This is a genomic window from Spectribacter hydrogenoxidans (assembly GCF_031846275.1).
GTDB classification, from domain to species: Bacteria; Pseudomonadota; Gammaproteobacteria; order Nevskiales; family Salinisphaeraceae; genus Spectribacter; species Spectribacter hydrogenoxidans.
Genome location: NZ_JAVRIB010000004.1, coordinates 160,860 through 176,055 on the forward strand (window position 1 = coordinate 160,860; position 15,196 = coordinate 176,055).

Genomic DNA, 15,196 nt, shown 5'->3' on the forward strand with positions numbered 1-15,196 from the left:
CGTATAATCCCGACTTTGAAAGTCGGGAATAAAGCAGGAATTCGCTGGACATGCGGCTGACATCGCGAGGACGCTATGCCGTCAGCGCCATGGTGGATCTGGCTCGCCACGGTGCCGACGAGCCCGTATGCGTGGCTGCCGTGGCCCGCCGGCAGGGCATTTCCCCGGCCTATCTTGAGCGGCTGTTCCGTCAGTTGCGCCAGCAGGGCCTGCTGCACAGTACCCGTGGTGCACGCGGCGGTTATCGGCTGGGGCGCGGTGTTGCCCGTATTACCGTCTCGGATGTCCTGAGCGCGGTGGGCGAGTCGCTGGACGCGACCGCCTGCGGCAGCCCCGATGGCTGCCGGGATGACGAGCGTTGCGGCACCCACGGCCTGTGGGCCGGTCTGACCCGACACGTGGAGGGTTATCTCGGCGCGATCACCCTGGCGGAGCTCGATACGCAGCCCGTGGCCGCGCCGACCACCCTGAAATCGGCATGAACGTCTACTTCGATCACAATGCGACTACCCCGCTTGACGAGCGGGTGTTGACGGCCATGCTGCCGCATCTGCGTGATCAGTTCGGCAACGCGGCCAGCCGCCATGCGCCTGGCCGGTCCGCCCGTGCTGCCATTGATACCGCCCGCGAACAGGTCGCGGCGCTGGTCGGGGCCCATCCCGGCCAGGTGGTGTTCACCGCCGGGGGCACCGAAGCGGACAATATGGCGCTCAAGGGCCTGAGTGCATGCCGCCGCGGCCGGCTGCTCTACAGCGCGATCGAGCATCCCGCCGTGCTGGAAACCGCCGAGGCCATGGATGTGCCCAGCGCTACCATCGCCGTGGATGGCCAGGGTCGTGTGGATCTGGCCGATCTCGACCGCCAGCTGGGCACGGGTGATGTCGCGGTGGTGGCAGTCATGGTCGCTAACAACGAAACCGGCGCCATTCAGCCGGTCGCCGAGGTGTCCGACCGCGTGCGGGCGGCCGGAGCGCTGCTGCATGTGGACGGCGTCCAGGGGGCGGGCAAGCTTGCGATGCGCTATGCGGATACCGGCGCGCATACCCTGGCGATCTCCAGCCACAAGATCTACGGGCCCAAGGGCGTGGGGGCCCTGGTGCTGGACAAGCGCGTGGACATTCGTCCGCTGCTGCACGGCGGTGGCCACGAAGGCGGGTTGCGCGGCGGCACCGAAAACACCGCCGCCATCGTCGGTTTCGGCGCCGCCGCCGAACTGGCCAAGGCCGAACGGGCGTCACGCCATGAACACACGGCGGGGCTGCGCGACCGGCTGCAGGCCGGTCTGGCGGCGGCACTGCCCGAGGCGGTGATATTCGCTGCCGAGGCCGAGCGGCTGCCCAACACGCTGCAGTTCGCCGTGCCCGGGTTCGAGGGCGAAAGCCTGCTGATGGCGCTGGACCAGTTCGGCTTCGCTGTGTCCTCCGGATCCGCCTGTGCGTCCGGCTCCGGCGAGCCCAGCCACGTTTTGCTGGCCATGGGCGTCGACCCGGTGGTGGCGCGCGGCGCCATCCGCGTCAGCCTTGGCAAGGACAATACCGCCGATGAGATCGACCGCTTTCTGGCGGTGCTGCCGCAGGTGGCGCGCAGCCAGTCCATGCCCGGTCTCAACCCGGCGGTGATGGGCGCATGAGCCGGGCGGGCATCTATCTGGACAACGCCGCCAGCACGCCGGTCGATCCGCGGGTGATCGAGGTGATGGCTGACGCCCTGGCTCGTCACGGGGCCAATCCCACCGCCGCGCACGAGCCGGGCCGGCAGGCCGCGGAGGCTTTGGCGCAGGCGCGGGAGCCGGTAGCCGCCGCGATCGGCGCACAGCCGGCAGACCTGGTGTGGACCAGCGGCGCCAGCGAGGCCAACAATCTGGCGATACAGGGCGTGGCGGCGGCGTTCGCCCGCCAGCCCGGCCACATGATCACGCTGTGCACCGAACACCCTGCGGTGTTGGGGCCGATGGCGGCGCTCGAGGCACAGGGCTGGGCCATCACCCGTCTGCCGGTGGACGCCGACGGCTTCTGTGATCCGGCGGCACTGGCCGCGGCCCTGCGCCCGGATACCCGACTGGTGTCGGTGATGCAGGTGAACAACGAAACCGGTGTCTGCCAGGATCTGGCGGTCATCGGCGAGGCGCTGCGAGACCATCCAGCGGCCTTGCATGTCGATGCGGCCCAGGGCGCGGGCAAACTACCGCTGGATGTCGACGCGATCGGCGCCGATCTGGTGTCTCTGTCCGCCCACAAGCTACATGGCCCCAAGGGCGTGGGTGCGCTGTTCGTGCGGCGGCGGCCAGCGCCGCACCTGGCTGCGGTTTGGCATGGGGGTGGGCAGGAGCGGGGCCTGCGTCCGGGCACGCCGGCCATCCATCAGATTCTGGGCATGGGCAAGACCTATGAGCTGGCCGCCGCGTATGCGCCGGCGGAGAGCCGCCGCATCGGCGAGCTGCGCGACCGGCTGTGGCAGCAGCTGGCCGCGGTCGGTGATCTGGTCCGCAACGGCGGGCCCGATCGGGTGGCGCCGGGGCTGCTCAGCGTCAGTGTGGGCGGCGTGCACGCCGACGCACTGCACTACGCCTGCACCGCCGGCGAGCCGCCCCTGGCGGTGTCCCGCGGCTCGGCTTGCGCCGCCGGCAGTGCGGAATCCTCCTACGTGTTGCGTGCGATGGGCCGCGATCCGGCGCTGGCGGCGGCCAGCCTGCGGCTGTCGCTAGGCCGCTTCACCAGTGGGGCGGACGTCGACACGGCCGGGCGCGTGATTACCGCCCATATAGAGCGGCTGCGGGCACTGGCGGATGCGGTGGCGGTCTGATGCAGCTGTCCGGGGTGGTGCATGCGCGTTTCTTCACGCCGGCAAACAGACTGGAGGCACTGCGACCGGGTGCCATCCCGGGGCGCGCCGAGACCCCGGACGCCTACGTGGCGTTGTGGCTGTGGCTTGATCACGACCGCGTGCGGGAGGCGGCATTCCGGGTACGCGGCTGCCCAGTTACGGTAGCCGCGGCGGATTACGTGTGCGAGCGTGTGCGGAATCGAACGCGGGCGGCTGCGCGTGGTCTCACGGTCGCGGAGATGGAACAGGCGCTGTCGTCCCCGCCGGAGCGCCGCGGCGCGCTGCTGGTGGTTAGCGATGCGCTGACGTCGGCACTCGAATATCAACCGGTAGAGGCTTGAGAGGCAGGTACCGATCATGAGCATTGAACTCACGCAGAAAGCCGCAGAGCGAGTCAGGGAGCAGCTGTCCCAGCGCGGGGCCGGTATCGGCCTGCGGGTGGGTGTGCGCAAGTCGGGCTGCAGCGGCTATATGTACACGATGGACTATGCCGACGAACTGGATCCGGATGACGAGGTCTATGAGCAGCATGGCGCGCGGCTGGTCATCAACCGCAAGCACCTGCCGATGCTCGAGGGCAGCACGCTCGACTTCAAGCAGGAAGGGTTGAACCGCATGTTCCGCTTCGACAATCCCCGCGCCCAGAACAGCTGCGGCTGTGGTGAATCGTTCAATCTGGTGTCCTGAACCAGCGGATTCGTTGCCGCACTGCGGCATTGCGGGCTAAACTGCCCGGCTGACCGGCCCGCAAGCGACGCGGGCCGTCGTGTTATCAACGACAACAAGCGGGAGCCCCAATGGCCGTCGAGAGGACCCTTTCCATCATCAAGCCCGATGCCGTCGCCAAGAACGTGATCGGCGACATCATCAGTCGTTTCGAAAAGGCCGGCCTGTGCGTGATCGCGGCCCGCATGGCGCATCTCAGCCAGAGCGAGGCAGAACAGTTCTATGCCGTGCATCGCGAGCGGCCCTTCTTCGGCGAACTGGTCGGCTTCATGACCTCCGGCCCGGTGCTGGTGCAGGTGCTCGAGGGTGAAGACGCCATCGCCCGCAATCGCGAGATCATGGGCGCGACCAATCCCAAGGAAGCCGCTCCCGGCACCATTCGCGCCGATTTTGCCGAGACCATCGACGCCAACGCCGTCCACGGCTCGGATGCACCGGAAACTGCGGCGCAGGAAATCGGCTTCTTCTTTTCCGACGAGCAGATCTGCCCGCGCGGCTGAATCATGAGCGCTGCCCCCGCCAACGAACGCATCAACCTGTTCGGCCTCGACCGCGACGGGCTGGTGGCGTTCTTCGCGGAAATCGGGGAATCGGCCTTCCGTGCCCGGCAGGTGATGCAGTGGATCTATCGCCGGGGCGTCACCGATTTCGAGGCCATGACCGACCTCAGCCGTGCCCTGCGGGCGCGGCTCGCGGAAATCGCCGAAATCCGTGCTCCCGGCGTGGTGGCCGAGCAGTGCAGCACCGACGGCACTCGCAAGTGGCTGCTGGGGGTGGATGGCAATGACCGCGCCAACGCCATCGAGGTGGTCTACATCCCAGAGGGCGAGCGGTCCACCCTGTGCGTGTCCTCCCAGGTGGGCTGCGCGCTCGACTGCAGCTTCTGCGCCACCGGCAAGCAGGGCCTGGCCCGCAACCTGACCACGGCCGAGATCATCGGTCAGGTGTGGCAGGCCGAACATGGCCTGCGCGGCGATCGCGGCACCGATCAGCGGGTGCTGTCGAACATCGTTTTCATGGGCATGGGTGAACCGCTGGCCAACTACCGCCAGCTGGTGCCGGCCCTGCGCATCCTGCTGGATGATCTCGGGTTCGGACTGTCCAAGCGTCGCGTGACCGTGTCGACCTCCGGGCTGGTGCCGTTCATGGACCGGTTGCGCGAGGAGGTGGATGTGGCGCTGGCGGTGTCGCTGCATGCGCCGATCGACGATCTGCGCGACGAACTGGTGCCGATCAACCGCAAGTACCCGCTCGACGAGCTGATGGCGGCCTGCGACCGCTACACCGCCGGCAAGGATCGCCGTGCGCATGTGGTCTACGAATACGTGCTGCTGGCCGGGGTGAATGATCAGCCGGCTCACGCCGATGCCCTGATCCGGCTACTCGGACAGCGCGCGGCCAAGGTCAACCTGATTCCGTTCAATCCGTTCGAGGGGTCCGGCTACAACCGGCCCGTCGAGCGCGATATCCGGGCGTTTCAGGACCGCCTGCACAATCACGGCTTGCGCACCACCGTGCGGCGAACCCGCGGCGACGACATCGACGCTGCCTGTGGCCAGCTGGTGGGGCGGGTACAGGACCGGCAGCGGCGGCACTTTCGCGACGTGCCCATCCGGGTGGCGGCGCCACGCGCCGAGGCATGAGCCGGCTGACCGCGGCCGTCCTGCTGCTGGGCCTCGGATTGGCCGGGGCTGGCTCTGGCTGCGCGACTGGCCCGAACGCGAATGCCGACGCCGCCCAGGCAGCCGACGCCAATGCGGATCTGGGCATCGACTATCTGCGCAAGTCCCGCAACGAACAGGCACTGGACAAGCTCAAGCGGGCCCTGTCTTTCGAGCCGGAGCATGTCCGCGCCAACTGGGGGCTTGGTATCGTCTACGCTCGGCTGGAATCGTTCGACCGGGCCGACACGCATTTCCAGCGGGCCTTGGCCTCGACCGATTCGCCCGCTATCTTGAACAGCTACGGCGCGTTCCTGTGTGAGCGCGGTCGGGTCGACGAGGCGATATCGCGATTCGACCGGGCAGCAGAGCACCCGGAGTACACTACGCCGGCGGTTGCCTTGGCCAACGCGGGCATTTGCCTGGCGCGGGCCGGGCGAGACGGTGATGCGGAATCTTTTCTGCGCCGCGCGCTGGGTGCCGATCCGGCCTACGGACCGGCGCTGGCGCAGATGGCGCGGATCACGTTCCGGCGCGGCGATCACATGACCACGCGTGCTTTTGTTCAGCGCCGCGAGGACGCGGCCGAATTGCCTGCCGAGTTGCTGCTGCTCGCGGCCCGCAACGAACTGGCGCTGGGCGAACGAGGCGCCGCGCAACGCTACCTGCGCCGATACAACGAGGCCGCGCCCGATGACAAGCGCACCATGGATCAATTGACAGACGAATCCCATGATTGACGACTCCCAGGAGGATGGCAACGGCCAAGCGGACTCGGCACCCGAGGCGGATCCCGCGCCGCGCAAGCGCGTGTCCCCGGGGCATCTGCTTCGCAGCGCCCGTGAAGCCAAGGATCTGTCACTGGACGAGGTGACGGCCCAGACGATGCTCGCCCGCGGTACCGTCGAAGCACTCGAGAACAACGATTTCGACCGGCTGTCTCAGCCGGTCTTCGTGCGTGGCTACTATCGCAAGTGTGCCAAGGCCCTCGGCGTGCCCGAGGACGAGGTAATGGCCGCGTACAGCGAATGGACCGGTGTGCCGGGACCCAGCCCGGCTTCGCCCGGTCAGGTCGATGTGATCCCGCAGGACGTCACCCCCGGTGGTCGCCGGGTGGTGGGCGCGGTGGCGGTAATACTGCTGCTGGGCCTGATTGCCGTGTTCGGCTGGCAGGTCCTGCCGGGCGGCGGCAACGGCGATGGCGAGATGGCATCGACGGCACCCGCCAGCGACCAGCCAGCCAGCGTATCGACCGATGAGGAATCGTCGATACCCACGGCCGAATCGACCATCCGGACGCCGCCCATTGAGGGCGCCGCCGAGTCGCCATCCGTTCCCACGGACCCGGTAACCGACGAAACCGTGGCCGGCAACGAAACGCCCGAGCCGGCGGAAACCCCGGAGCGCCCGGCCGACGACACCACGGCCGGATCCGGCGGTGACGGCGCGGGCGATACGCGGCTGGTGCTGCGCTTCGAGGATCGCTCCTGGGTCGAGGTACGGGACGCTTCAGGCAACCGGTTGATCCAGGGGATCATCGGTGGCGGCAACATGCGCGTGGTGGATGGCGATCCGCCCTATCGTGTGGTGCTGGGCTTTGCACCGGGCGTTACCATCACCATGGGTGAACGCACCCTGTTCACTGGCGAGGATGCCGGCCCCGACCGCACCGCCCGTTTTACCGTCCAGGCCGACGGCTCCATCCAGTGAGTTGCCGCGCGTCACAGCCAACGCCCCCGGCGCGGGGCGGGGGCGCCGCATGAGCGGCCGGGGCGTGCGCTCCATCCGCGGCATGAACGACATCCTGCCGGGCGATGCCAGCGCCTGGCAGACGCTCGAGCGCGTTTGTCGTGAAACCTTTGCCGCCTACGGCTACCAGCCGATCCGGCTCCCGCTGCTGGAGCGCACCGAATTGTTTACCCGCGCCGTCGGTGAAGTCACCGACATCGTGGAAAAGGAGATGTACACCTTCGAGGATCGCGGCGGCGACAGTGTCTCGCTGCGCCCGGAGGGCACCGCCGGCTGCGTACGGGCCGGCATCGAACACGGTCTGCTGCACAACCAGGTGCAGCGGTTCTGGTATGCCGGGCCGATGTTTCGTTACGAACGCCCGCAGAAAGGACGGTACCGCCAGTTTCATCAGTTCGGAGTCGAGGCCTACGGTCTGATCGGACCCGATGTTGATGCCGAGCAGATCGCGCTGTGCGCACGCCTGTGGCGGCGGCTCGGCCTGACCGGGCTGCGGCTGGAAATCAATTCGCTGGGTACGGTCGAGGAGCGACAGGACTATCGCCGGGAACTGATGGCCTACTTCAGCGATCGGGTGGATGAACTCGATGAGGACAGCCGTCGGCGACTGGAGCGCAATCCCATGCGCATTCTCGATAGCAAGAATCCCGAGATGCGGCCGGTGATTGCCGCGGCACCGGCGTTCGAGGACAGTCTCGGCCCCGAGTCGCGCGAGCATTTCGACGGCCTGCGGGCGCGTCTCGATGCGATGGGCATCGACTACACCGTGAATCCCCGGCTGGTGCGGGGGCTCGACTACTACACCCGTACCGTGTTCGAGTGGCTGACCGATCAACTCGGGGCCCAGGATGCGGTATGCTCGGGCGGCCGTTACGACGGGCTGGTCGACCAGCTCGGCGGTAGTCCCACCCCTGCGGTGGGTTTTGCGCTGGGCGTGGAACGACTGGTAGCGCTGATCCAGGATCAGGGCACGGCTCCGGACGAGGTCGCGCCACATGCCTACCTGGTCCACCGGGGTGGCGATGCCGGACGGGATGCGATGCTGCTGGCCGAAACTCTGCGCGATGCGCTGCCGCATCTGCGCCTGCATACGCATGCCGGTGGTGGCAGCTTCAAGAGCCAGTTCAAGCGCGCCGACCGCAGTGGTGCCGCGCTGGCATTGGTGATGGGCGAGGAAGAGGCCGCGCAGGGCGTGGTCCAGATCAAACACCTGCGGGTTGATCAGGAGACCGAGCAGGTCGGCCGGGACGAGTTGCCGGACCGCCTCGGGCGGTACCTTGCCGGGCCCGGTGGGAACGACGAACACAAGGAACAGCGATAACCATGGCAGACGAGCACGAAGACGAAGACGTTCAGCGCATCAAGACCTGGTGGCGGGCCAACGGCGCGTCGCTGGTCATCGGCGTGGTGGTGGGTCTGGCCGTGATTGTCGGCTGGCAGGGCTGGCAGGCCTATGTCGAGAACCAGTCGATGGCCGCGGCCGATCTCTACCAGCAGTTCGCTGCGCTTCAGCAGAGTGGTGCCGATGATCAGGCGCTGGTCGATCTGGCGGATCAGTTGCAGTCGGACTACGGCAGCAGCCCCTACGCCGCCAAGGCGGGCCTGGCCCTGGGTCGTCATTTCGCGCAGGCCGATGATAACGAACGCGCCCGTAAGGCACTGCAGTGGGTGATCGATTACGCCGAGCAGGCACCCCTGCGTCACCTGGCGCGGGTGCGTCAGGCACGGCTGATCTGGGACGATGGCGACGCCGAGGCGGCCCTGGTCCAGTTGGATACCGATCATCCGGACCTGTTCGCGCCGCTCTACGCGGAACTGGCCGGTGATATCCACGCCGCCGGCGGGGATCGCGCTGCGGCCCGACAGGCCTACCAGCGAGCGCTGGACAATCTGCCGTCGGACGCCGATCCGGCGGCGCTGCAGCGCAAGCTGGCCGACGTGGCGCCTACCCGGACCGCGACGGCGGAGGCGCCGTGAGAGTTCTGGCAGGCATGACCATACTCGCGGCCGGCCTGCTGGCCGGCTGTGCCAGTGACGGCGGGGCGTTGCCCGAGCCGTCGCCGCTGCCCGATCTGGATCGGCAACTGATCCGGGGAGAGGTGCTGTGGCGGCGCAGTGGTGGCGACGGCGCTGGTGAGAAGGTGTCCGGTTTCCGGCTCGCCCTGGATGGTGCCCGTGTCTACACCGCCAACCGCAACGGCCGTGTCAGCGCTATCAATATCGAGGATGGCAGCCTCGCTTGGCGCACCAATACCGAGCTGCGGCTGGTATCGGGGCCGGTTCACATTGATGGCCGGCTCCTGATCGGCACCCGCGACGGCGAGCTGGTGTCATTGTCGGCCGACGATGGCAGTCGACAGTGGGCGGTGACCCTGTCCAGTGAATTGCTGGTGCCGCCGGCTGCGGGCAATGGCACGGTGGTGGCACGGTCGCTGGATGGTCGGATCGTGGCGCTGGAACTGGCCACCGGCGAACGGCGCTGGACGGTGGAACGCCAGGTTCCCACCCTGACGCTACGCGGTGGCGCGGCGCCGCTGATCGACGGCGATGCCGTCTATGCCGGTCTCGACAGCGGCAAGGTGCTGGCGCTGAGTCTGGGTACGGGCGAACAGCTCTGGGAACAGCGAGTTGCCGCGCCCGCCGGCCGCACCGAGCTCGAGCGGGTGGTAGATGTGGATGCCGAACTCTTGCTGGCCGACGGCGTATTGTACGCCGCCAGCGTCGGCGACCGCCTGGTGTCACTGGCGCTGTCCAGTGGCCGTGTGCGCTGGTCGCGGGAGATCGGCAGCCGTACCGGGCTGACGTTCAACCCGAGCCAGCTGTTCGTCACCGATCGCAGCAGCCGCGTTCTGGCCACCAACCGCCGCAGCGGCGCCACCATATGGACCAACGAGGCGCTGGCCTATCGCAACCTCACGCAACCGGTGATGTACAAGTCCTACGTGATGGTGGCCGATTACGAAGGTTATCTGCACTGGATGATTCCGGAGGACGGCACGCCGATCGGCTATGCCGATGTAGTGGGCGAGCCGGTTCGATCGGCGCCGGTAGTGGTCGGCGACCGGATTCTGGTGCTCGGCGCCGAGGGCACGGTGGTCGCCGTCGAGGGCGTCTTCCCCGACGCCGAAGACTGAACCGGAAGAACGCTGACATGCAGCCGGATCTGCCGGTGGTAGTGCTGGTCGGGCGGCCCAACGTCGGCAAATCCACGCTGTTCAACCGTCTGACCGACACGCGGGACGCTTTGGTTGCGGATAGGCCAGGCGTTACCCGTGACCGGCAGTACGGCGTGGTGCGTGCGGGTGAGCGCCGGTTCCTGGTGGTCGATACCGGCGGGCTGGGCGTGGACGACGCCGAAATCGATGCCCTGGCCGCCGCGCAGACGGATATTGCGCTGGCCGAGGCCCATGCCGTGGTGTTTCTGGTGGACGGCCGTGACGGCCTGCTGCCCGGGGACCTGGCGATTGCCGACCGGCTGCGACACCTGACCGTGCCGGTCTATCCGGTGGTCAACAAGACCGAGGGCCGGATCGCGGAGGAGGCAGTGGCAGAATTCCATGCCCTGGGCATGGGCGCGCCCGATGCCATCTCTGCCTCCCACGGCGGCCGTATCGAGGCCCTGATCCAGCGTCTGGTGGCCGATCTGCCGCCGTCCGGTGATGATCTTGACGACGGCGCCGCGGGCACCCGCCTGGCGGTGGTGGGGCGGCCCAATGCCGGCAAGTCCACGCTGGTCAATCGTCTGCTCGGCGAGAGCCGCATGCTGACCATGGATGCCCCTGGCACTACCCGTGACGCGGTGGCAGCCGAGTTCGAGCACGACGGCGAGCGCTTCCGGGTGGTGGACACCGCCGGGATCCGGCGCCGTTCCCGTATCGAGGATCCGCTGGAGAAATTCAGTGTGATCAAGGCGATGCAGGCTGCGGAGTCGGCACATATCGTGGTGATCATGGTGGATGCCCAGCGCGGCCTCGAAGCCCAGGATGTGCGTCTACTCGGCCTGATGGTGGATCTGGGCCGGGCGGTGGTACTGGCGATTAACAAGTGGGATGGCCTGGATCAGGAACGCCGCCGCGCGCTGCGCGAGGACCTGCGCCGCCGGCTGGTGCATCTGGATTTCATGACCATCTGCACCATCTCGGCCAAGCATGGCTCGGGCCTGCGGGAGCTGATGGCGGCGGTGCGCGAGGCTCGCGACGCGGCCGGCGCCGATCTGTCCACCGGGGCTCTGACCCGGGTGCTCGAACAGGCGGTGCTGGCTCACGCGCCGCCCGCCCTGCACGGACGGCGGATCAAGCTACGCTATGCCCATCAGGGCGGCCGCAATCCGCCCCGGATCGTGATCCACGGTAATCAGACGGCGCGGCTTTCGGCCGAGTATAAGCGTTATCTGATGCGTCGCTTCCGGGACGCCTTCGGTCTGCGGGGGACGCCGGTGGAGCTGGTCTTCCGGACCGGCGAGAACCCCTACGGCAAACGCGGGCCTGCGTCGGCAAGAAAACGCTGACGGGGCGCGGCTACTGGCGGTTGTCGGCGGCGCGAACGGGGGCTTGGCGCACGTCGATCAGATAGTCCTTGGCCCCGGGCATGAATGATGGCTTCTCGCCGTCGATGTAGAACTGCCAGACCTCGACCTGCAGCTGTTGTTCTGCCGGCTGGCGACGCCAGCCCACCACCAGCCCGTCGTTGCTGTGCACAAAGTGCAAGCGCCGGATCTGCATCCAGATCATGGCGTCGTCGACATTGTCGAAGTGACGCTGGCCTTCCTCGAGTTTCACCCGGGTCAGCCCCTCGTGCGGCTGCCAGTCCTCGGGTTGGCCCTCGTAGTGCAGCCCCAGGCTGCCGGCCCAGCGTTCCTGGCGGGGCGTGAGCACCGCCCAGCGCGTGGCGCCGTTCCAGCTGTAGGTTCGCAGCCGGCCCGGGCCGGCGCCGATGATCATCTTGCCGGCCGGGGTGTTGGCCACGACTTCCGTGCCGTTCGGCAGCGCCACCTCCGTGTGATCGGGCACCGGTGGCGCCTGCCGGGGTACGTCTGCTGCCGTGACCCGCGTGTTGCCGTCACTGCTGGGCAGATCCACAGCCGCGGGCTTGGCGGGCTCCGTACTGGCGCAGCCGCCGAGGGTAGCCAGCAGAAACAGGCCGCCGAGGGTCGCAGCGCTCCGGCGAGAGATCAGGCGTGTCGGTTGATTCCACATGGGCATGTTCCGGGCCCGTGACTGTTGATCGGGCTGTTGGTTGAAGGGACTCTGATCAAGGGTATCGGCGTTAACCGGTCAAACCTTATCACCACTGCCCGAAGCTTGCGCGACGGTGCCGGTCACCCGACATTCCAGCCCGCCCCGGCGCAGCTGGACCTGCATGTCGTCGCCGGGGTGGACCTCGGCCGCATCGGTAATCACGCACTGCTGCTCATCGCGGACGATGGCGTAACCGCGCGTGAGCGTATTGAGCGGGCTGACCGCATCCAGCGCCCGCATGGCGAGCCGCCAGCGGTGCTGCTCGTCGCCCAGCCGCGCTTGCACGGCAATGCCCAGACGCCGCTGCAGGCCCGCCAGCTGCGATTGGGTGGCCCGCAGGGCAGTGCTGGGATGATGGCTCCGCAACCGCCGGGTCAGGCCATGCAGGCGCTGACCGGCTTCCTGATGCCGGCGTCGGGCCAGGCGTCGCAGGCGCTGTTCCAGTTCGTCCACCCGCTGCATGCGCTGTTCCAGGGTGCGGGCGGGGTGGCGCCGGGCCAGGCGCGTGCGCAGGCTGGCCAGCCGCTGGCCCAGACGCTCCATCCGGCGCTGCAGGCTGGTGTGGCTGCGCCGCAGCAGGGCATCCAGGTGCTGGTGCCACTCGTCGAGATCGGGACAGACCATTTCGGCGGCCGCCGAGGGGGTGGCGGCGCGAACGTCCGCGGCAAAATCCGCGATGGTGATGTCCACCTCGTGTCCCACACCGCTGATCACCGGAATCGGGCAGGCGCGGATGGCGCGAGCAACGGCTTCCTCGCTGAAGGACTGCAGATCCTCGAGCGAGCCGCCGCCGCGCACCAGCAGCAGCACATCGCAGTCGCCCCGTTCGCCGGCCCGCTCGAGCATCCGGACGATGTCGCCGGCCGCGTTCGCACCTTGCACGGCGGTGGGGTAGATCACCACCCGGGCGGCGGGATAGCGCCGCCGCAGCACCGACAGGACATCGCGCAGGGCGGCGCCGGTGGCCGAGGTGATTACGCCGATGCAGCGGGGCACGGCGGGGGTCGGGCGCTTACGACTGTCATCGAACAGCCCCTCTTCGGCGAGCCGGTTGCGCAGCGCTTCGAATGCACGCTGCAGCTCGCCGGCGCCGGCATCCTCGAGATGCTCGATGATCAACTGGAAATCGCCCCGGGCCGGATAGAGGCTGACGCGGGCCCGGGCCTGGACGCGGTCGCCGTCCTCGGGCGGTTGCCCGACGCGGCGGTTGCGGTTGGCGAACATGGCGCAGCGCACCTGGGCCTGCTCATCCTTGAGGGTCAAGTACCAGTGTCCGGAGCGGGGCCGGGCCAGATTCGAGACCTCCCCCTCGACCCAGAGCAGGGGAAAGCTGTGCTCGAGCAGCTCCCGGGCGGCGGCCACCAGTTCGGAAACCTGGTAGACGTTTCTGGTGCTGGCGGTATCGGTCATGGTCAATCGATGCGGCGGGCCTTTATAATCGCCTTCGGCAAGCGCCCCTTTGTGGCGCGCTTCGGTTCCCGCGGCACGGTAGCCCCATGCGCATCAGCGAGCAAGCACTGACCTTCGACGACGTCCTGCTGACACCGGCCTATTCGGACGTGCTGCCGCGGGACGTGGATCTGTCCACCCGGCTGACCCGCGAGATCACGCTCAATATTCCGCTGCTATCGGCGGCCATGGATACGGTGACCGAAGCCCGCCTCGCGATTGCGCTGGCGCAGGAGGGCGGTATCGGCATCGTCCACAAGAGCATGACGGCCGAGGATCAGGCCGCGCATGTGCGCACGGTCAAGAAATACGAATCCGGGGTGATTTCCGATCCCATTACGGTCACACCCTCGGCCACCATTCGCGAGGTCATCGAATTGACCCGCGCGCGGCGTATCTCCGGCGTACCGGTGGTGGACGGCGACCAGCCGGTGGGCATTGTTACCAGCCGAGATCTGCGCTTCGAAACCCACTTCGACGCCCCGGTTACCAGCGTGATGACGCCGCGCGAGAAACTGGTGACGGTGCGCGAGGGGGCTTCGCGTGACGAGATCCAGACGCTGCTGCACCGTCACCGCATCGAAAAGGTGCTGGTGGTCAGCGATGACTTCTCGCTTCGCGGCATGATCACGGTGAAGGACATCCAGAAGTCCAGCGATTTCCCCAACGCCGCCAAGGACACCGGTGGCAGCCTGCGGGTGGGAGCCGCGGTGGGCACCAGCGGCGATACCGAGGACCGGGTCACCGCCCTGGTGGAAGCCGGTGTCGACGTGATCGTGGTCGACACCGCCCACGGGCATTCGCGCGGGGTTATGAACCGGGTGGCGGCGATCAAGAAACGCTGGCCCGACCTGCAGGTCATCGGCGGCAACGTGGGCACCGGCGAAGGGGCCCTGGCGCTGGCCGAGGCCGGGGCGGACGGCATCAAGGTGGGTATCGGGCCGGGCTCGATCTGCACCACCCGGGTGGTGGCCGGCATCGGCGTGCCGCAGATCTCGGCGGTTGCCAACGTGGCGGCCGCACTGCGGGACAAGGGCGTGCCCCTGATCGCCGATGGCGGTATCCGCTATTCCGGTGATCTGGCCAAGGCGATTGCCGCCGGAGCCAATACCGTGATGGTGGGTGGCATGTTCGCCGGCACCGAGGAGGCGCCGGGCGAGATCGAGCTCTACCAGGGCCGTTCCTACAAGTCCTACCGCGGCATGGGGTCGCTGGGCGCGATGAGCGGGGACTCGGGGTCCGCGGACCGCTATTTCCAGGACCCCAGCGAGGAAATCCAGAAGCTGGTGCCGGAGGGCATCGAGGGTCGCGTGCCGTACAAGGGTCCGCTGGGCGGCATCGTGCACCAGCTGATCGGGGGCCTGCGGGCCTCCATGGGCTACACCGGCTGTGTCAGCATCGAGGAAATGCGCACCCGACCGGTATTCGTGCAGATCACCGCGGCGGGTATCCGCGAATCCCACGTGCACGACGTCAGCATCGTCAAGGAAGCGCCCAACTATCGGGTCGACTGACGGCCATCCCGCGTGGCGCCGGCCCGGCGGCACACCC

Annotated in this window: 16 protein-coding genes; 14 read left to right on the plus strand and 2 right to left on the minus strand. The window is 68.0% G+C overall.

Annotated features, from left to right (window positions below):
• Positions 1-50: 50 nt before the first annotated feature.
• From RM532_RS05275 to der, 13 genes are all read left to right on the plus strand, one after another.
• On the plus strand, positions 51-482 hold the full coding sequence (locus tag RM532_RS05275) for an Rrf2 family transcriptional regulator (RefSeq protein WP_311652122.1): 432 nt from the start codon (positions 51-53) through the stop codon (positions 480-482).
• On the plus strand, positions 479-1,630 hold the full coding sequence (locus RM532_RS05280; protein WP_311652123.1) for a cysteine desulfurase family protein: 1,152 nt from the start codon (positions 479-481) through the stop codon (positions 1,628-1,630). The genes RM532_RS05275 and RM532_RS05280 overlap by 4 nt, the downstream gene beginning before the upstream one ends.
• Positions 1,627-2,802, plus strand: coding sequence for a cysteine desulfurase family protein (locus RM532_RS05285; RefSeq protein WP_311652124.1), 1,176 nt, complete (start codon positions 1,627-1,629; stop codon positions 2,800-2,802). The genes RM532_RS05280 and RM532_RS05285 overlap by 4 nt, the downstream gene beginning before the upstream one ends.
• Positions 2,802-3,164, plus strand: coding sequence for an iron-sulfur cluster assembly scaffold protein (locus RM532_RS05290; protein WP_311652125.1), 363 nt, complete (start codon positions 2,802-2,804; stop codon positions 3,162-3,164). The genes RM532_RS05285 and RM532_RS05290 overlap by 1 nt, the downstream gene beginning before the upstream one ends.
• A gap of 16 nt (positions 3,165-3,180) precedes the next feature.
• Complete coding sequence (locus RM532_RS05295; protein ID WP_311652126.1) at positions 3,181-3,510, plus strand: HesB/IscA family protein; 330 nt, start codon at positions 3,181-3,183, stop codon at positions 3,508-3,510.
• A 110-nt stretch (positions 3,511-3,620) separates the two neighbouring features.
• A complete protein-coding gene (ndk, locus tag RM532_RS05300; RefSeq protein WP_311652127.1) occupies positions 3,621-4,049 on the plus strand; it encodes a nucleoside-diphosphate kinase in 429 nt (142 codons plus the stop codon).
• Between the two features lie 3 nt (positions 4,050-4,052).
• Positions 4,053-5,192: a dual-specificity RNA methyltransferase RlmN gene (gene rlmN, locus RM532_RS05305; protein ID WP_311652128.1), complete on the plus strand. Its 1,140-nt coding sequence runs from the start codon at positions 4,053-4,055 to the stop codon at positions 5,190-5,192.
• A complete protein-coding gene (gene pilW, locus RM532_RS05310; RefSeq protein WP_311652130.1) occupies positions 5,189-5,950 on the plus strand; it encodes a type IV pilus biogenesis/stability protein PilW in 762 nt (253 codons plus the stop codon). The genes rlmN and pilW overlap by 4 nt, the downstream gene beginning before the upstream one ends.
• Positions 5,943-6,920, plus strand: coding sequence for a RodZ domain-containing protein (locus RM532_RS05315; RefSeq protein ID WP_311652131.1), 978 nt, complete (start codon positions 5,943-5,945; stop codon positions 6,918-6,920). The genes pilW and RM532_RS05315 overlap by 8 nt, the downstream gene beginning before the upstream one ends.
• Positions 6,921-6,969: 49 nt before the next feature.
• Complete coding sequence (gene hisS, locus RM532_RS05320; protein ID WP_311652132.1) at positions 6,970-8,280, plus strand: histidine--tRNA ligase; 1,311 nt, start codon at positions 6,970-6,972, stop codon at positions 8,278-8,280.
• 2 nt (positions 8,281-8,282) lie between these two features.
• Positions 8,283-8,936, plus strand: coding sequence for a YfgM family protein (locus RM532_RS05325; RefSeq protein ID WP_311652134.1), 654 nt, complete (start codon positions 8,283-8,285; stop codon positions 8,934-8,936).
• Positions 8,933-10,093 (plus strand): outer membrane protein assembly factor BamB, encoded by a 1,161-nt coding sequence (bamB, locus tag RM532_RS05330; RefSeq protein ID WP_311652135.1) that lies wholly within the window; start codon positions 8,933-8,935, stop codon positions 10,091-10,093. Before RM532_RS05325 ends, bamB begins: the two co-directional genes overlap by 4 nt.
• A 17-nt stretch (positions 10,094-10,110) precedes the next feature.
• A complete protein-coding gene (gene der, locus RM532_RS05335) occupies positions 10,111-11,466 on the plus strand; it encodes a ribosome biogenesis GTPase Der (protein WP_311652136.1) in 1,356 nt (451 codons plus the stop codon).
• Between the two features lie 10 nt (positions 11,467-11,476).
• Here the strand turns inward: der and RM532_RS05340 are convergent, their stop codons facing one another.
• On the minus strand, positions 11,477-12,154 hold the full coding sequence (locus RM532_RS05340; protein WP_311652137.1) for a hypothetical protein: 678 nt from the start codon (positions 12,152-12,154) through the stop codon (positions 11,477-11,479).
• A 78-nt stretch (positions 12,155-12,232) separates the two neighbouring features.
• On the minus strand, positions 12,233-13,606 hold the full coding sequence (gene xseA, locus RM532_RS05345) for an exodeoxyribonuclease VII large subunit (protein WP_311652138.1): 1,374 nt from the start codon (positions 13,604-13,606) through the stop codon (positions 12,233-12,235).
• An 86-nt stretch (positions 13,607-13,692) separates the two neighbouring features.
• On the opposite strand from xseA, the gene guaB reads away from it, so the two are divergent.
• Positions 13,693-15,159 carry an IMP dehydrogenase gene (guaB, locus tag RM532_RS05350; protein ID WP_311652139.1) on the plus strand — a complete coding sequence of 489 codons (1,467 nt, stop codon included), beginning with the start codon at positions 13,693-13,695 and terminating at the stop codon, positions 15,157-15,159.
• Positions 15,160-15,196: the final 37 nt, after the last annotated feature.